At 54.6% G+C, this 17,810-nt stretch carries 19 protein-coding genes and 1 riboswitch; all 19 genes read left to right on the plus strand.

Going from position 1 to position 17,810, the window contains the following annotated elements; genetic code table 11:
• Window positions 1-63 precede the first annotated feature (63 nt).
• Window positions 64-627 (plus strand): OmpA family protein, encoded by a 564-nt coding sequence (locus FEE96_RS03190; protein ID WP_171021600.1) that lies wholly within the window; start codon window positions 64-66, stop codon window positions 625-627.
• 12 nt (window positions 628-639) lie between these two features.
• Window positions 640-945 carry a hypothetical protein gene (locus tag FEE96_RS03195; protein ID WP_138161539.1) on the plus strand — a complete coding sequence of 102 codons (306 nt, stop codon included), beginning with the start codon at window positions 640-642 and terminating at the stop codon, window positions 943-945.
• A 143-nt stretch (window positions 946-1,088) separates the two neighbouring features.
• Window positions 1,089-2,093: a PhoH family protein gene (locus tag FEE96_RS03200; protein WP_138161540.1), complete on the plus strand. Its 1,005-nt coding sequence runs from the start codon at window positions 1,089-1,091 to the stop codon at window positions 2,091-2,093.
• A gap of 74 nt (window positions 2,094-2,167) precedes the next feature.
• Window positions 2,168-2,680, plus strand: coding sequence for an rRNA maturation RNase YbeY (gene ybeY / locus FEE96_RS03205; RefSeq protein ID WP_138161541.1), 513 nt, complete (start codon window positions 2,168-2,170; stop codon window positions 2,678-2,680).
• Window positions 2,681-2,703: 23 nt separating this feature from the next.
• Window positions 2,704-3,600, plus strand: a complete 897-nt coding sequence (locus FEE96_RS03210) for a hemolysin family protein (protein WP_138161542.1) — start codon at window positions 2,704-2,706, stop codon at window positions 3,598-3,600.
• The gene (lnt, locus tag FEE96_RS03215) at window positions 3,597-5,099 is read left to right on the plus strand and encodes an apolipoprotein N-acyltransferase (RefSeq protein WP_342770943.1); all 1,503 of its coding nucleotides are present in this window, start codon (window positions 3,597-3,599) and stop codon (window positions 5,097-5,099) included. Before FEE96_RS03210 ends, lnt begins: the two co-directional genes overlap by 4 nt.
• A 61-nt stretch (window positions 5,100-5,160) precedes the next feature.
• Window positions 5,161-5,209: riboswitch (SAM-SAH riboswitch) on the plus strand.
• A 5-nt stretch (window positions 5,210-5,214) separates the two neighbouring features.
• Window positions 5,215-6,396: a methionine adenosyltransferase gene (metK, locus tag FEE96_RS03220; protein ID WP_138161543.1), complete on the plus strand. Its 1,182-nt coding sequence runs from the start codon at window positions 5,215-5,217 to the stop codon at window positions 6,394-6,396.
• Between the two features lie 166 nt (window positions 6,397-6,562).
• Window positions 6,563-7,213 carry a COG3904 family protein gene (locus FEE96_RS03225; protein WP_246079261.1) on the plus strand — a complete coding sequence of 217 codons (651 nt, stop codon included), beginning with the start codon at window positions 6,563-6,565 and terminating at the stop codon, window positions 7,211-7,213.
• An 84-nt stretch (window positions 7,214-7,297) separates the two neighbouring features.
• Complete coding sequence (gene trmB / locus FEE96_RS03230; protein WP_138161544.1) at window positions 7,298-8,041, plus strand: tRNA (guanine(46)-N(7))-methyltransferase TrmB; 744 nt, start codon at window positions 7,298-7,300, stop codon at window positions 8,039-8,041.
• Window positions 8,042-8,090: 49 nt separating this feature from the next.
• Window positions 8,091-9,182, plus strand: coding sequence for an amidohydrolase family protein (locus tag FEE96_RS03235; RefSeq protein WP_138161545.1), 1,092 nt, complete (start codon window positions 8,091-8,093; stop codon window positions 9,180-9,182).
• Between the two features lie 43 nt (window positions 9,183-9,225).
• Window positions 9,226-10,572, plus strand: a complete 1,347-nt coding sequence (gene aroA / locus FEE96_RS03240) for a 3-phosphoshikimate 1-carboxyvinyltransferase (RefSeq protein ID WP_138161546.1) — start codon at window positions 9,226-9,228, stop codon at window positions 10,570-10,572.
• Entirely contained in the window at window positions 10,572-11,081 is a 510-nt protein-coding gene (locus FEE96_RS03245; RefSeq protein WP_138161547.1) for a hypothetical protein, read from the plus strand. The genes aroA and FEE96_RS03245 overlap by 1 nt, the downstream gene beginning before the upstream one ends.
• Complete coding sequence (gene cmk / locus FEE96_RS03250; RefSeq protein ID WP_138161548.1) at window positions 11,078-11,695, plus strand: (d)CMP kinase; 618 nt, start codon at window positions 11,078-11,080, stop codon at window positions 11,693-11,695. The genes FEE96_RS03245 and cmk overlap by 4 nt, the downstream gene beginning before the upstream one ends.
• A 159-nt stretch (window positions 11,696-11,854) precedes the next feature.
• The gene (locus FEE96_RS03255; RefSeq protein WP_138161549.1) at window positions 11,855-12,451 is read left to right on the plus strand and encodes a hypothetical protein; all 597 of its coding nucleotides are present in this window, start codon (window positions 11,855-11,857) and stop codon (window positions 12,449-12,451) included.
• A 289-nt stretch (window positions 12,452-12,740) separates the two neighbouring features.
• Window positions 12,741-14,420 (plus strand): 30S ribosomal protein S1, encoded by a 1,680-nt coding sequence (gene rpsA, locus FEE96_RS03260; RefSeq protein ID WP_171021592.1) that lies wholly within the window; start codon window positions 12,741-12,743, stop codon window positions 14,418-14,420.
• A 345-nt stretch (window positions 14,421-14,765) separates the two neighbouring features.
• Window positions 14,766-15,047 carry an integration host factor subunit beta gene (gene ihfB, locus FEE96_RS03265; protein WP_127749944.1) on the plus strand — a complete coding sequence of 94 codons (282 nt, stop codon included), beginning with the start codon at window positions 14,766-14,768 and terminating at the stop codon, window positions 15,045-15,047.
• 4 nt (window positions 15,048-15,051) lie between these two features.
• Window positions 15,052-15,402, plus strand: a complete 351-nt coding sequence (locus FEE96_RS03270) for a LapA family protein (RefSeq protein WP_138161550.1) — start codon at window positions 15,052-15,054, stop codon at window positions 15,400-15,402.
• Window positions 15,403-15,412: 10 nt separating this feature from the next.
• Window positions 15,413-16,066, plus strand: a complete 654-nt coding sequence (locus tag FEE96_RS03275; protein WP_138161551.1) for a phosphoribosylanthranilate isomerase — start codon at window positions 15,413-15,415, stop codon at window positions 16,064-16,066.
• Between the two features lie 105 nt (window positions 16,067-16,171).
• Window positions 16,172-17,425 (plus strand): tryptophan synthase subunit beta, encoded by a 1,254-nt coding sequence (trpB, locus tag FEE96_RS03280; protein ID WP_138161552.1) that lies wholly within the window; start codon window positions 16,172-16,174, stop codon window positions 17,423-17,425.
• The last annotated feature ends 385 nt before the right edge of the window (window positions 17,426-17,810 follow it).

Here is a 17,810-nt window from a genome sequence, read left to right on the forward strand (position 1 = left end):
CGCGTCGCGTTGTGGGGCTTTGCGGCGTTGTGGGGGAACTTAGGTGAAGGATATCTCGTTGTGTTGAATTTCAAAGCGAAGGGTGCACTTGCCACGCTGGCCGCTGTCGCGACCACTCTGGGGCTGCTGACCGCGCCGGTGCAGGCGCAACAAACACGAACTGTTGTAGGGGAACGCTATGTGCCAACAATCTGGGTTGACCCGGATGGTTGTGAGCACTGGGTGATGGATGACGGTGCCGAAGGCTTCATGTCGCCCCATGTGACGCCAGATGGCAAACCTGTGTGCCGCCGTGGTAACATTTGCGGCGTTATGCCCACTGATCAGTTCTTTGCGACTGACCGGCATTCAATTAATGCTGCCGGCAAGCAACGTCTGCAAGAGTTCTTCAAGACGGCCAATGCGCGTACCTTCGTCGTTGTCGGTCATACCGATAGCCGGGCATCCGACGAGTATAACATCCGTCTGTCTGAACGGCGTGCAAATGCAGTTGCGCGGGTTGGTAGCTCAGTCGGAGCGCGTATCGCTGACGTCCGTGCCTATGGTGAACGTGATCCTGCCGTGCCGAACACCAGTGCCGCTAACATGGCGAAGAACCGCCGTGTTGAAATTTATTGCCTGCGCTGAGGGAGATAACTCATGCAAATATTCAAAGCCGCTGCGCTTGTCGCTGCTGTAGCTATGTTGTCCGCTTGTTCCGAAACAGGCAATAAAACTGTTGACCAGCATTTTGGTGATGCCAGTTCTGGCGATCTGTCTCGGATGCAGGCTGGGATCTGGGTTGATCCCCAAGGCTGTGAGCACTGGTTGATCGACGATGGCCTTGAAGGCTACGCCGATCTGCGCCGCACGCCTGATGGCAAACCCGTCTGTAACAGTGAGTTGCCACGTAATACCGCCACTGGCCCATATAAAAGCGGATCCTCTTTCCCCGACTCGCTGTAGTCTTATTTGGCATTGATCTTTAAGCGGCCGCCCCTATGGGCGGCCGTTTTTGTCTCAATTGTGTAAAAATACTGCGCTGGCGCTTGCACCCCGGCTCACGCAGAGTCACAGTATAAAGGTAACGCCCAAAACAGGAGATCAGTTTGGCCCTTGGCATCCTGAACCCAACAGAAGATCAACCCTCAGATCTGGATGTACTGCTGGAATTTCCCGACAATCGCCTGCTGATAGACCTGTGCGGTGAATATGATCGCAATTTGGCTGATATTGAGAAAAAGCTAGAAATACAGATTGTTCGTCGTGGCAATCAGTTGCGACTCATTGGGCCTGCGGACGCCAACGAGCGGGCGGCAGAGATTTTACAGGCGTTATATCAGCGGTTGGAAGGCGGCCGGGTGGTTGAACATGGCGATGTAGATCGCGAATTGCGGATGGCGCCCAGTCAGGAAAAATCTCCCGGTGATCAGCTGGAAATGTTCAAAGGCGGAAACGTCGAGATCAAGACCCGCAAAAAACTGGTTGAGCCCCGCACCGACGCACAAAAGGCTTATGTCCAATCTCTGTTCGCTCATGAACTGGCCTTTGGCATCGGCCCTGCCGGTACTGGCAAAACCTATCTGGCCGTTGCTGTGGGTGTCTCCATGTTCATTACAGGGCATGTGGACAAAATCATTCTGTCGCGGCCGGCAGTCGAGGCGGGCGAAAAGCTGGGCTATTTGCCGGGCGACATGAAAGACAAAGTCGACCCATACATGCAGCCGCTCTACGATGCGCTGAACGATTTTCTACCCGGTAAGCAATTGGCCAAACTGCTGGAAGAAAAGCGGATCGAAATCGCGCCACTGGCATTTATGCGCGGGCGAACCCTTTCAAATGCTTATGTCGTTTTGGATGAGGCACAAAACGCCACCACCATGCAGATGAAGATGTTCCTCACCCGGCTTGGTGAAGGATCACGCATGGTGATCACTGGCGACCGCACCCAGATCGACCTGCCACGAAACGTGCCCTCGGGCCTGCAGGATGCCGAGCGCCTGTTGAAAGTGATCCCAAAAGTCAGTTTCAATTATTTCACCTCACGGGATGTCGTGCGCCACCCACTTGTCGCCGCCATCATCGAAGCCTATGAGGCAGATGACAAAGCCTGAGCCCTTCCCCTGTTCATCTAGCCAGAAATATCCCGGGGGTTTGGGGGCTGGCCCCCAACTTATGCAAGTAGACCATGATCCTTGAAATCAGTATAGAAGACGATCGCTGGCAGCAGGATGGCTTTAACGCTCTGGCTGCCGAGGTCATTGCCACCACTTTAACGCATCTCGGGATCAATCCAGACACCTGCGAACTCTCCCTTCTGGGATGTAACGATGCGCGTATCACAGAGTTGAATGGCGAATTTCGTGATAAACCCAAGGCAACCAACGTACTCAGCTGGCCAGCTGAAGATCTCGCGCCGGAGCTAGCGGGTGAGAAACCCGATAAACCTGAGCCTGATTTTACTGGTGAGATCTCTCTCGGGGATATCGCAATTTCATATGACACCTGCGCTCTCGAAGCGGCAGATGCAGGTAAGCCAATGGAGGATCACGTGTCTCATTTGGTCGTTCACGGGGTCTTACATCTATTGGGTTATGATCACATTCGTGACCCAGATGCCACTCTGATGGAGGCCATAGAGGTCGAGATACTTGGCAAATTGGGTGTGGATAACCCATATACAGAAAATGACAGTCCCTGAACGGGACCTAACGGATAGGAAAAATGGGCGATATAGACGGCAGTTCTAACGCGGCGCAACGCGCGCAGCCGAACGATAACAAGGCGGAACCTGTACAAGATACTGGGTTTCTCGGTCGAATATTTGGATCTTGGACACAGGTTGCTTCCAGCGAAGAGCCTAAAGCCAACGGTCACGTTGTGCAGCGGGTTTCGCTGGCTCAACCACACGGCATAATCAATCTCTCCCGGATGAGGGTTGAAGACGTGGCAATTCCCACGGCTGAAATTATGGCCGTCCCAATCACCATTCCGATGGAAGAGTTGGTGCAGATGTTCCGCGACAGCGGATTGACCCGGATACCGGTCTATGAGGGCACGCTGGATACGCCGCTGGGGTTTGCCCACCTAAAGGACCTTGCGCTGACGCATGGGTTTAGCAGCGACGACCGTGATTTTGATCTCAAGTTGATGTTACGACCGCTGCTGTTTGTGCCGCCGTCTATGCCTATCGGCGTCTTGTTGTCCAAGATGCAGACCGAACGCCGCCATATGGCTCTGGTGATCGATGAATATGGTGGTGTAGACGGGCTTCTGACCATCGAAGATTTGATCGAACAGGTGGTGGGTGAGATCGAAGATGAACATGATACCGGTGAAGATCAGACATGGTTCAAGGAAAAACCGGGCTGTTACATTGCTCAGGCGCGCACGCCGCTGGATGAATTTGAGGCTGAAATTGGCCGTTCCTTGACCAGTCACGAGGACGTAGACGAAGAAGAAATCGACTCACTGGGTGGGTTGGTGTTCATGTTGTCCGGCCGTGTGCCTGCCCGTGGCGAGGTTGTTCTGCACCCGGATGGGCCAGAGTTTGAGGTGATGGATGCAGATCCACGCCGAATTAAGCGGCTTCGGGTGCGCCTGCCGGACAAAACAGGGTGATTGCAGTTCAGCGGCTGGCGAACGGACCGATCCTAATTTGGTCTGCTACAACACTCCTGAGTCTTGGGCTTGGTATTGTATTGGCGCTGGCATTAGCGCCTCTGCAGTATTTATGGGCTGTGCCCTTCGCTTTGGGACTGGTGTCGCTACAGTTCCTTAGGGCCTCTTCAGTTCGCAGTGGAGCATGGATTGGCTGGCTGTTTGGGCTTGGATATTTTGGATTCGGGATGTCCTGGATTGTCGAACCGTTTCAGGTTGATCCGGACCGTCACGCATGGATGGCGCCGTTTGCGTTGTTCTTCTTAGCGGGCGGATTGGCGCTTTTCTGGGCCGTAGCCTTTGGAGTGGCAGCCCGGGTTTCCCTCAGCAGTTTGCGCGTGCTGGCGCTGATTGTGGCGTGGTCGCTGGCCGAGTTTGGCCGGGCCTATCTTTTCAGCGGCTTGCCCTGGGCAGCTTTTGGTCAGTTTTGGATCGATAGCCCCGCTGCCGTTTTATTGCCTTGGATTGGGCCTCACGGGCTGGCATTTTTGACACTGGCAACTGTGCTGCCGCTTGGCTTGCTTCCGCGCAGCCCGGTTTTGACTGGTATTCCACCGCTGCTGGCGCTTTTCGCGATGGTTTTATTGCCGTCGCCAGCTGATCCGGTTCTGACACAGAAAGTGGTGCGTTTGGTGCAGCCAAACGCCCCTCAGGATCAAAAATGGCGCCCGGATTATCGCTGGGGATTTGTACGTCGACAATTGGGGTATACCTCTGCCATGCCGCGTCCGGATCTGGTTGTTTGGCCGGAAACTGCCGTGCCGCAATTATTGAACTATGCTGACGAAACTCTGGCGGCGATTGCGAATGCCGCAGATGGAGTGCCGGTAATTACAGGAATTCAACGCTCTGAGGGGCTACGGTATTTCAACTCGTTGCTGGTGCTGGATGAACAAGGTGCGACGAACCAGATCTACGATAAAACCCATCTGGTGCCCTTTGGAGAATATGTGCCCTTTGGTGACTTTTTGGCACGTTTTGGTATTGCTGGTTTTGCCTCCCAAGCCGGCTCAGGCTATACTTCGGGGCAGGGCGCTCAGATATTAGACCTGACAATTGGGAAAGCTCTGCCACTCATCTGCTATGAAGCAGTGTTTCCCCAGCTTGTGAACAAGGCGCCCGAGCGGCCTGATATGTTGGTTCAGATTACCAACGACGCTTGGTTTGGCATCTATTCCGGTCCCTATCAGCACCTGGTGCAGGCCCAGATGCGCGCAGCGGAACAGGGGTTGCCAATGATCCGTGTGGCAAATACCGGCGTTTCGGCAATGATCGACGGCCACGGTCGGATACGCGAAAGCCTACCACTGGGCGAGGCGGGTTTCGTTGATGCCGTCCTGCCACAGCCGCTACCGCCGACCCTGTACAGCCGCGTTGGCGATCTGCCTGTGTTTTTGTTTCTATTGTTGTTGGCTGGCTTTGTGGGGTGGAGGCATCGGTTTATTGCAATTCGCACATAGCTAATTAACCCTTGCTGCTTATAGATTGACCCTCGCGCGAAAGCCGCGTATTTCCGCCCGATACCCACCACAACGGCTTCCTGACGTGGTAGACGAAACCCAATGGAGCATTTTCATGACCCGTAAAAACTTTACTTTCACCTCGGAATCCGTTTCCGAGGGTCACCCTGACAAGGTTTGTGACCGCATTTCGGATGCAGTTCTGGACGCTTTCTTAGCAGAAGAACCTGAAGCACGTGTTGCAGCTGAAACCTTTGCAACCACCAATAGGGTGGTGATCGGCGGCGAAGTCGGCCTGTCCGATCAGGATAAACTACACGATTATATGGATCGTATCGAAGATATCACGCGTGCGTGTATTAAAGATATTGGCTATGAGCAGGAAAAATTTCACCACGAAACAGTAGAAGTAACCAACCTGCTGCATGAACAGTCCGCGCATATTGCGCAGGGTGTTGATGCTGCGGGTGACAAAGACGAAGGCGCTGGCGATCAGGGTATCATGTTTGGCTATGCCACAACAGAAACGCCGCAGTTGATGCCTGCTCCGATCCAGTATTCGCATGCAATTTTGCGTCGTCTGGCCGAAGTTCGTAAGAACGGCACGGAGCCTGCATTGGGTCCAGACGCCAAGTCGCAGCTTTCCGTGGTTTATGAAAACGGCAAGCCAGTGGGCGTTAGCTCGGTCGTGCTGTCAACACAGCATCTGGACGAAACTCTGACTTCGGGTGACATTCGCGCAATGGTTGCCCCTTATATCACCGAAGTTCTGCCTGAAGGCTGGCTGACCGAAGCCACCCAATGGCACGTCAACCCAACCGGAAAGTTTGTCATCGGTGGCCCCGACGGGGATGCAGGGCTGACAGGACGAAAGATTATCGTTGATACCTACGGTGGTGCTGCGCCTCATGGTGGCGGTGCTTTCTCGGGTAAAGATCCGACCAAGGTTGACCGCTCTGCAGCCTATGCAGCGCGCTACCTGGCTAAGAACGTGGTAGCTGCGGGTATGGCCGAGCGCTGCACCATTCAGTTGTCGTATGCGATTGGCGTATCCAAGCCTCTGTCGATTTACGCCGATACTCATGGTTCAGGCGATGTTGATGCCGCAGCCATCGAAAAGGCGATCGACCAGGTCATGGATCTGACGCCGCGCGGTATTCGAGAGCATCTAGGGCTGAACAAGCCAATCTATCAGCGGACAGCTGCCTATGGTCACTTTGGTCGCGCGCCTGAGGCCGACGGCGGCTTTAGCTGGGAAAAGACAGATCTGGTTGAGGCGCTGAAAAAAGCGGTTTGATCATAGATCTGATGACAGCGAAAAGGCGGGCCTTGTTGCCCGCCTTTTTCTTTGCCCTGAACCAGACAAAATCCGGCCAACAAGGCAGGCCGTAATTGACTCTTGGTTGAAAGCGCGAACATAGGCATAATTAAAATCGTTACTTAGCTTACGATTGGATCCTTCTATGTTTCGAACCCTTCTGGTCTGTTTTTTGATTGCAAGCCCTGTGACCCTCTGGGCCAAGGACACGTTGCCAGAGAAATTTACTCTCGACGGGCATGTACTGATTTATGATACCGAAACCGAAATCAAAGGCAGTGATGCCGAGATGACCAACGACGACATCGAGGCGTTGCGGACCGTGTTGAGCAGCCACCCCGATGTCACCGAACTGCGTCTGAACAGCAGTGGTGGCAGTGTTTACGCTGGCGAGGAAATGGCTTGGATCGTTATCGATTTCGGTCTCGACACGGTTGTGGCTGGTGAATGTGTAAGCGCCTGTATTGATGTCTTCCTTGCGGGAGATCGGCGTCGGATGATGTTGGGGTCAAAAATAGGATTTCACCAACGGAGCTGGTCCTCTAATTCGGTCAAGAAATATTACGACAGCTGGAAGGAAGACGAAGCCTGGGACTCGCCTTTCGACTTTGGCAGCTGGATTTACGCGGATACTCAGTCTGAGATTTATGAACATCTTGCCTATCTGGTGGAACGGGGTGTCGACGCCGGCTTTGCGATCGAAACTCTGCGGGTTGAATCTGGCGGCGAATGGTATCCGTCGCGATTGAAAATGATCGCGGCCGGAGTGCTGCGCGAAAGCCCGGTGGCAAACTGACCACCGTCGGGTGACTTGACCCGGACGGATGGTTGCGGCACAGGAGCTGCCAGTATTGCCGTAGCGCCAAACAGGAAACCGCAGATGTCCGACGATCAGACTTCAAGTGACAAACCTAAGGGCGACGCCCACGTGAGTGGAGCGCCATGGCGCAATTTTTATGGCCGTTTTAAGGGCAAGACGCTGAAGCCCAACCAGAAGGTCTATCTGGACGAGGATCTTGCGCCGCTTAGTCCCGGTGCGGTGGGGTGGGACGAGAACCCCAACCGAGATAATTTGGATCTGCAGGCGCTGTTCGGTGGTCGGGACGTTTGGCTTGAAGTTGGGTTTGGCGGCGGCGAACATCTGGTTCATCAGGCTGCGGCCAACCCGGATGTCGGGATCATTGGCGCCGAACCGTATATCAATGGTGTTGCCACGTTGTTGGGCAAAATCCGTCAGGCCAAATGCGATAACATTGCAGTGCACCCCGGTGATGCGCGGGATCTGATGGATGTATTACCTGAGGCATCAATTTCACGCGCCTTTCTGCTCTACCCTGATCCCTGGCCCAAAAGCCGCCATCACCGCCGCCGTTTTGTGACGCAGGAACATCTGGAACCGTTGGCGCAGGTGTTGAAACCCGGAGCCATTTTTCGGGTTGCCACTGACATCCCTGACTATGTGCGCCAAACGCTTGAGGAAGTGCCCAAAGCAGGATTTGAATGGCTGGCAGAAGGGCCTACAGACTGGCGGGTTTCATGGGATGATTGGCTTTCTACCCGATACGAGCAGAAAGCCCTGCGCGAAGGCCGGACGCCGCACTATCTGACGTTCAAGCGGCTTTGATTCAGTGATCCGGCATGTCATGCTCGCCTGATATTTCAGGAGCTATTTCATGTCGGATATTCGTATCACAAATTGCCATATTCATACCTTTACAGCACAGCATGTACCGCGGAGCTTTCCGTTTCCTGCGATACGGTTTTTGCGCAGTGAGCCAGGGCTTATTTTGGCGCTGGCCAAGTTTCTACGCACAATCGGGCAAGAGCACATCTCGGAACAAGTGGAACGCCTGCACCAGTTTCTATTGCAAGGCTCGCGGCCCTCGCAGGCGCATATTCTGGAGGATGTTGTTCGGCACTACCCTCGGGGGACGCGATTCGTCGTGCTGCCAATGGATATGTCGAAAATTGAACGTGGTCCGGTACCTGTGGGGTTGAAAGACCAGCATGATGAACTGGCCCAGCTTAGGGATGCGGCAGATCCTGCGGGCAGTGTCGTGCCATTTGCAACGGTTGATCCGCGCGACCCTACAAGTGTTGCGGAATGTTTGCGCGCTCTCAATGAACTGGAGTTCAAAGGGCTGAAGATTTACCCAAGGCTTGGCTTTGCACCTGACAACCCTGTTCTGATGCAGCAGATCTATCCACGCGTGTTTGAACTGGGATTGCCAGTGATGACCCATTGTTCTCGTGGCGGGGTGCAAGGGCGTTATGTCTGTGACTACAAAGGTGATGGGTACACCCGACCACATGCGTACCTACCGGTCTTGCGGAAATTCCCTCAGATGCGGCTTTGCTTTGCCCATTTTGGGGGGCAGGTTGACTGGGCGGCTTATTCCAATGCCAAAGACACCCGTGGTAATGAAAATTGGATGGAACAAATCCGCGAGATGATTGGTGGCGGTGAGTTCCCAAACCTTTGGACCGACATTTCCTACACCATGTTCCATTTCGAAGCTTTTGCACCGATCCTGCGCATGTTGCTGAAAGGAGATGATGTCGCGAGCAGGCGGTTGCGCTCCAGAGTTTTGTTTGGCTCAGATTTCTACATGACACGGCAGGAGGAGCTGAGCGAGCGCGCTGTCAGCATCCGGCTGCGCAACACTTTGGGTGAGGATTTGTTCAAGCAAATTGCTCAAACCAACCCAGAAGTCTGGCTGGATGGGGGCAGTGAAGACAAATCGCTCTGGACCGGGCTGGGGTGATTGGGTAGGAAAATGATAACGCTCGCATAAGGAAAGCCATCGTATGTCCGGACACGGCACGCCCACCCCAATGACCTCTCATCGCTGCGGCCCGCTTAGTGGTGTGGCCGAAGTTCCCGGAGATAAATCAATTTCGCACCGCTCGCTGATCTTGGGTGCGATGGCGATTGGCGAGACCAGAATTTCCGGCTTGCTTGAGGGCGAAGATGTGCTGGACACAGCCAAGGCGATGCAGGCCTTTGGCGCCGAAGTGGTGAACCACGGCGGCGGCGAGTGGTCGGTGTTTGGTGTTGGCGTTGGTGGATTTGCAGAACCGGGAAATGTGATCGATTGTGGTAATTCCGGCACTGGCGTGCGGCTGATCATGGGCGCAATGGCGACCCAGCCAATCACTGCGACCTTTACGGGCGATGCCAGTTTGAATGGCCGCCCAATGGCCCGTGTCACTGATCCGCTGGCGCTGTTTGGTGCCCAAACCGTTGGTCGCAAAGGTGGGCGTCTGCCGATGACCATCGTCGGGGCCGCTGATCCCGTGCCCGTGCGGTATGTGGTGCCGGTGCCTTCGGCGCAGGTGAAATCAGCCATGCTGCTTGCTGGCCTGAACGCGCCGGGTAAGACGGTGGTCATTGAGAAAGAGGCCACACGTGATCACTCAGAGCGGATGTTGGCGGGTTTTGGCGCCGAGATCACGGTGGTTGAAATCGACGAAGGGCGCGAGATCACCTTGACTGGTCAGCCTGAGTTGAAGCCGCAGGTGATTGCGGTGCCACGCGATCCGTCTAGTGCTGCGTTCCCAGTTTGCGCTGCAATTATTACACCAGGCTCGGACGTGTTGATCCCCGGTATTGGCCTGAACCCGACCCGTGCCGGTCTGTTTACTACCCTGCGCGACATGGGGGCTGATCTGACATATGAGAATGAGCGCGAAGAAGGCGGCGAACCTGTTGCCGACCTGCGCGCCAAGTACTCGCCTAACATGACGGGCATCGAGGTGCCGCCTGCGCGAGCCGCCTCGATGATCGATGAATACCCGGTCCTGTCGGTTGTGGCCGCCCATGCTACTGGCAAGACCATGATGGCCGGGGTCAAAGAACTGCGGGTCAAGGAAAGTGACCGCATCGACGCCATGGCCAAAGGGCTGCGCGCCTGCGGTGTGACTGTGGACGAGGGCGAGGATTGGTGGCAGGTTACTGGTTTGGGCCCTGAAGGTGTGCCAGGTGGGGCAACATGTGCCAGCCAACTGGATCACCGTATCGCAATGGCCTTTATGGTGCTGGGCATGGCTGCCCAAAATCCGGTCACAGTGGATGATGGCGGCCCGATTTCAACGTCGTTCCCAATATTTGAACCGCTGATGGGTGCATTGGGCGCCAAGTTGAGCCACGGCTGATGCAAGGTCGGCAGATCTACTGGGGAGTTTTCGCTGCTGCTCTGGGCGTTTACGCTGTCATGATCGCTTGGACCTTGCCAAGCATCACGCAATACGCAGACGGTCTGCCACCGTTTGATCTGCGCCCGATGGGCTATAGCGCTGAGGAGGCGCGCGCCTTTCTATCTGCACTGGGGGCCGAGGGACGGGCGCTCTACACCGGTCCTCAACGTCTGTTGGATATGGCCTACCCGGCACTTCTTGGCTTTGTGTTGATCGGCGCGTTGCGACATCTCTATGCTAGGGGCTGGCTGCTGACTGTATTGGTCTTTGTGGTACTGGCCGCTATGGGATCGGACTACTTGGAAAACATGCGGGTGGCCCTGCTGCTGTCAGGCGATACCAGTGATCTGACCATAGCTTCGGCCTCTCGTTCGACGGTAATGAAATCTGTCCTGACATCGGTTGCTATGTTCGCTGTGCTTGCGGGCTTGGTCCGGTCAGGTTGGCGAGGCTGGACAAGCAAATGACTGATACCTTCACTATTGCAATCGACGGGCCCGCTGCTGCGGGCAAGGGCACTATTTCCAAAGCGATTGCCGCTCAGTTTGGTTTTGCTCATTTGGACACTGGTTTGTTGTATCGCGCAGTTGGGGCGCGGGTGTTGGCTGGGGTTGAGCCCATCGAGGCCGCAAAAAACCTGCAAGCCGAGGACCTGGACCGTGACGACCTGCGCACGGCCGAGGTGGCACAAGCAGCTTCCAAAGTAGCCGTGATCGCTGAAGTGCGCGCGGCGCTGGTCGATTTTCAACGCGCTTTTGCTCGCCGCGCTGGTGGCGCGGTGCTGGATGGGCGCGATATTGGTACCGTGATTTGCCCCAATGCCGAGGTGAAGCTGTATGTCACCGCCAGCGCCGAGGTGCGGGCGAGGCGACGGTTTCTGGAACTGACTGGCAAGGGTGAAGTGACCTCTCTGGAAACCGTGCTGGCGGATGTGAAGATGCGGGATGATCGCGATATGAACCGGGCCGAGGCACCGATGAAACCGGCCGCGGATGCGTTGACGATAGACACTAGTGAACTGAGCATCGAGCAGGCGCTGCAGGTTGCTCTGAAAGAGATATCAGCATTAAGAATGCCCTAAATTGTAGTTCTTTTTTTGAGTAGTCGCATGAAATTAGTCACTGCGTTTTTGCTATTGATGGCGTCAGCCTGGCCCGGTTTGGCCCACAGCCCCTATTTTTCAACTTGGTCCTGTCAGTCGGACGAAGGATTTGCCCTGCGATTTCTGTATGGTGACGGTTTGTTTGGCGCTGACCCAGTCAGCGTCGTTGCGCTAAACACCGAGGGCCATTTGCTGGCAATTCAGCCGGTTGGAATTGGCAGCTTCCCTTTGCAAGGTTCAAAGTGCCTAGTTGCGGACCCAAAATCAGATGCCCTCTGGCGACCTGAAACAGAAGACTTCTTCGATGGGGGGCAGATTTTTGGTGAGACAGAAAATGTGCGAGCGGCGCGTTGGGGCTATGAGCCAGGAGTTGTGCACAAAAGTTTTGGGTTCGAACAATCCCCATTGGATGAAGTTCCGTTTGTGAGGCTGGTCGTTACAGAGGCGATGCACAATAAAATTTCTGTTTTTCTTGTGATCTCGGTCTTAGGGGTTCTGCTGTCATGCGCTGCAGTAGTACGGCAATTTTTTCTAAAAGGCAGATTGGCCCGAAGGTTTGTTCTCGGACTTGTGTGTGCGCTTCCTCTTCCGGCAATTGGATTTTATGGTTTCTTGGCCACTGCTATCACAGCGCCGAGTTCCAGATTGTTCTGGTCGTCAGTCATCATAGGAACTATATTGGCAGCCGGAGTGATTTGGGTCTTTAAAAACTGGAGTAGGCGAGCCATCGGGTGACCACCACATGTGTCAAAGGGTGACTGTTACTGCTGCTTCGTTCCATAAAATACACGGTTGCAAACAACGGTTCCGCTTGCACCTGCAAGAGAATCCGAATATATCGCGCGCTGTCAGTATAGAGGCGGCTAACGTCCACACGGCATCATGAGCAGGGCTGGGGTATCCTCCGGCCCTTTGTGTTTGTTTGCTCATACCGTTTGCGCGGCGCCCATATTGACCAAACCCCAAGACCGGCGGAGACAACCGCACGGCCAGAAAACAAATGTAAAAGGAAACATGAGACCTCATGGCTCAAAACGTATCTATGGAGGACTTCGAAGCCCTTCTGAATGAAAGCTTCGAAATGGACACCCCTGATGAGGGTTCCGTTGTAAAAGGCAAAGTCATCTCAATCGAGGCTGGCCAAGCTATCATCGACGTCGGCTACAAGATGGAAGGCCGCGTTGATCTGAAAGAATTCGCTAATCCTGGTGAAGAAGCTGAACTGGCTGTTGGCGACGAGGTAGAAGTCTACCTGCGGTCTGCTGAGAACGCCAAAGGCGAAGCTGTTATCTCGCGTGAGATGGCCCGCCGTGAAGAAGCTTGGGATCGTCTGGAAAAAGCATACGCAAGCGAAGAGCGCGTCGAAGGCGCAATCTTTGGTCGCGTCAAAGGTGGCTTTACTGTCGACCTCGGCGGCGCAGTTGCGTTCTTGCCCGGTTCGCAGGTTGACGTTCGCCCCGTGCGTGACGCTGGCCCACTGATGGGTCTGAAGCAGCCGTTCCAGGTTCTGAAAATGGACCGTCGTCGTGGCAACATCGTTGTATCGCGTCGTGCGATCCTCGAAGAGTCCCGTGCCGAACAGCGCGCTGAAGTTATCGCCAACCTGACCGAAGGCCAGGCTGTTGACGGTGTTGTGAAAAACATCACTGAATACGGTGCGTTTGTTGACCTGGGCGGCGTAGACGGCCTGCTGCACGTCACTGACATGGCATGGCGTCGTGTGAACCACCCATCCGAGATCCTGACAATCGGTGAGACCGTTAAGGTCCAGGTTATCAAGATCAACAAAGAGACCCACCGTATCTCCTTGGGCATGAAACAGCTGCAGGACGATCCTTGGGATCTGGTTGCTGCTAAGTTCCCACTGGAAACTGTGCACACTGGTCGCGTCACCAACATCACCGACTACGGTGCATTTGTTGAGCTGGAGCCAGGTGTTGAAGGTCTGGTTCACGTGTCTGAAATGTCCTGGACTAAGAAGAACATCCACCCCGGCAAGATCGTTTCGACCAGTCAGGAAGTGGAAGTTATGGTTCTGGATATCGACAGCTCCAAGCGTCGCGTATCCCTGGGTCTCAAGCAGACACAGCGCAACCCGTGGGAAGTCTTCGCAGAAGCCAACCCCGAGGGCACCGAAGTCGAAGGCGAAGTCAAGAACATCACCGAATTCGGTCTGTTCATTGGTCTCGAAGGCGACATCGATGGCATGGTTCACCTGTCCGACCTGTCATGGGACGAGCGTGGCGAAGATGCGATCCAGAGCTACCACAAGAACGACATGGTTCAGGCCGTTGTCTCCGAAGTGGACGTTGAAAAAGAGCGTATCTCGCTCTCGATCAAAGCCCTGGGTGGCGACAAGTTCGCTGAAGCTGTTGGCGGCGTGAAGCGCGGTTCGATCGTGACTGTTGAAGTCACCGCGATCGAAGAAGGCGGCATCGAAGTTGCGTATGAAGGTATGAAGTCCTTTATCCGTCGCTCCGATCTGTCGCGTGACCGTGCCGAGCAGCGTCCTGAGCGTTTCAATGTTGGCGACAAAGTTGATGTTCGCATCACCAGCGTCGACTCCAAGACACGTCGTCTGGGTCTGTCGATCAAAGCACGCGAAATTGCTGAAGAAAAAGAAGCAGTGGCGCAGTATGGCTCCTCGGATTCCGGCGCATCGCTGGGCGACATCCTGGGCGCAGCACTGAAGTCTGGCGACTAATCTTCCGCTTTGCTAGCGTACCGAAATTAGAGAGGCCCCGTGTAATAGCGGGGCCTTTTTCCGTGATCCGGAAGGTAACTGAAATCGAGGCGGCATTGGTGGGGTGATTAGTCGGGGTTCCGAATCAACAGTTTCTGGCCTTAGCTGAGGCCTGTCTCTATCGTTCGAGTGCCTGAAAATGAGAGACGACTTGCCCGAATTGGGTTCGATGTCAGCGGAAAAATGCCAAATCTGGTGCGTTTTCATACTGTGGGTGCGCAGTTTCTGTTCCCGATTCCAGATTTATTTCCTATAGTTGTTTCAAATCACACAGCTTTTTGCCGTTGGCTTGGGAGGGCCGAAATTATGATCCGCTCGGAATTGATTCAGAAGATTGCAGACGAAAACCCGCACCTGTATCAACGAGACGTTGAGCGGATCGTTAATACGGTATTCGAGGAAGTCACTGGCGCCATGTCGCGTGGTGATCGGGTCGAACTGCGTGGGTTTGGTGCCTTTTCGGTGAAAAAGCGCGACTCGCGGGTTGGACGCAATCCTCGTACTGGTGAAACGGTCCAAGTTGATGAAAAGCATGTCCCGTTCTTTAAGACCGGCAAGTTGCTGCGGGACCGTTTGAACGGAAAATAAATTGATGCGTTATGTTCGCTATGCCTTCTGGGGCGCTCTCGGGATCATTCTGATTTCGGTGAGTCTGGCCAATCGTGCCATTGTAGATCTAAAGTTGATGCCTGACGCAGTTGCTGAGTTGTTGGGATTTAATCCCTCCATCGGACTTCCCCTGTTTGTCGTGGTTCTGGGCGGGGTGGCTTCGGGATTGATCATTGGGTTCATCTGGGAATGGATTCGTGAGCACAAGCATCGACGCGCAGCTGGTGGGCAAGCCCGCGAAGTGCGTAAGCTGTCGCGGGAAGTGAACAAGCTGAAAAAGCAAAAGAACGAAGGCAAAGACGAAGTTCTGGCCATTCTCGACGACGCCAGCTGAGGCTAATCCAATGAGTGATATCCGGGTTAAGATCTGCGGCTTGCGGACAGCTAACGACATTGAAACCGCAGCCAATGCGGGTGCGGCTTATGTCGGGTTTGTGTTCTTTGCCAAATCCCCACGACATGTATCGTTAGAAGACGCAGCCGAACTTGCAGCTCTGGCTCCGATGGGGTTGTGCAAGGTGGCATTGACGGTGAATGCCAGCAACAGCGAGTTGGACGCCATTACCGCAGCAGTACCACTGGATATGTTGCAGTTACATGGATCCGAAAGTCCCGAACGTGTTACGGAAGTCAAAGCACGGTATGGATTGCCTGTTATGAAGGCCATTGGCATTGCCGACGAGGCGGATCTTCCACAGATCGACATCTATTCTGCTGTAGCTGACCAACTATTGATTGATGCCAAGCCACCCAAGAATGCGGATCTGCCCGGAGGAAACGGGCTGGCGTTTGACTGGCGGCTGCTGGCAGGCCGCAAGTATTGGCAGCGGCCATGGATGCTCGCAGGGGGGCTGACGCCTGAAAACGTAAGCGAGGCGATCCGGATGACTGGTGCGTCCCAGGTTGATGTCTCTTCTGGAGTTGAGAGTGCCCCCGGTGTGAAAGATCAGGCGCTGATCGAAAGATTTACCAGGTCGGCGCTCAACAAGCAGGGCTAATGCCCTTGAAATTCTCTGTTTAAATCGTGGATTCCGCAGTGCCTCTCTTTACCCGTGCAGGTACCCGCGATACTCATGGTCGGCGACGCGAAGAAGGAAGAAACCATGGCCGAAGATCTTTTTAACAGCTTCATGAACGGACCTGATGAACAGGGTCGTTTTGGCATCTTTGGCGGGCGGTTTGTATCTGAAACGCTGATGCCGCTGATCCTGAGCCTTGAGGAAGAATACAACCGGGCCAAGGATGACGATAGTTTCTGGGCTGAAATGAAGGACCTGTGGACCCATTATGTTGGCCGTCCTAGCCCTCTGTACCATGCTGAGCGGCTGACTGAGCATCTGGGTGGTGCCAAGATTTACCTCAAACGTGATGAGTTGAACCACACCGGTGCGCATAAGATCAACAACGTGCTCGGGCAGATCATTCTGGCGCGGCGTATGGGCAAGACCCGGATCATCGCAGAAACCGGTGCCGGGCAGCACGGCGTTGCTACCGCCACTGTCTGCGCCAAGTTTGGTTTGAAATGCATCGTTTACATGGGCGCGCACGATGTACAGCGTCAGGCCCCCAACGTATTCCGCATGCGCCTGTTGGGTGCCGAGGTGATCCCGGTGACCTCAGGCCGCGGTACCTTGAAAGACGCGATGAACGACGCCCTGCGTGATTGGGTGACCAATGTTGCAGATACATTCTACTGTATTGGTACGGCGGCGGGACCACATCCCTATCCCGCGATGGTGCGTGATTTCCAGTCGATCATCGGTAAAGAGGTCCGTTGGCAGTTGGCCGAGCAGGAAGGCGAAGGTCGTCTGCCGGACACTGTGATTGCCGCCATTGGTGGTGGCTCAAATGCCATCGGCCTGTTTCATCCGTTCCTGGACGACAAGTCGGTCCGGATCATTGGTGTTGAGGCTGGCGGCAAGGGGGTGAACGACGACATGCAGCACTGTGCCTCGCTGACTGGCGGTCGTCCCGGAGTGTTGCACGGCAATCGCACCTATTTGCTACAGGACGATGATGGGCAGATCATGGAAGGGTTTTCAATCTCGGCTGGTCTTGATTACCCGGGCATCGGGCCAGAGCATTCCTGGCTGCATGACACCAAACGTGCAGAATATGTGTCGATCACAGACGTTGAAGCGCTAGAGGCGTTTCAGTTGAGCTGTGCGCTGGAGGGCATCATTCCCGCGCTGGAGCCAAGCCATGCTTTGGCGCATGTGATGAAAATCGCACCGGATCTGCCTAAGGACCATATTATTGTCATGAATATGTGTGGTCGCGGCGACAAGGACGTCTTTACTGTTGCTCGCCACCTAGGGTTCGACATGTCCGATACAGAAGGTCGCGATCTGGACTAAAACCTTATTCGCTATCGAATACTGGCACTGAAGTTGGGCAATGCTCTTAAGTTGGAGCGTTGCCCATTTTGTTTGGTACCCCGCCCGTCGGCTTGCATACTTTGAAAAGGTGGAGCTAGGGCCGCAATTGAAAGTGGGAACCGCCCATCCTGATTGTTTTCGCGGGCACTGAGCATTTTTTTCATCGTGACCCACTTTTCCCTCATTACGAGCAAAGTTGAAGTGACTTGGAAAACCGTTAGTGCGATTTACGCACGAACAGGCAGGCGTTTTGTAACGATTTCCTTGCGGCGCGGATCAATTAGATTTGCAACCTTAAGTATAGTTACACGCCGAGCTTACCTCTGTTCCAAGGATTGGCTGTCGTCAATTTCGCCAATTCTGA

The organism is Parasedimentitalea maritima, from assembly GCF_005771405.1.
Classification (GTDB): Bacteria; Pseudomonadota; Alphaproteobacteria; order Rhodobacterales; family Rhodobacteraceae; genus Parasedimentitalea; species Parasedimentitalea maritima.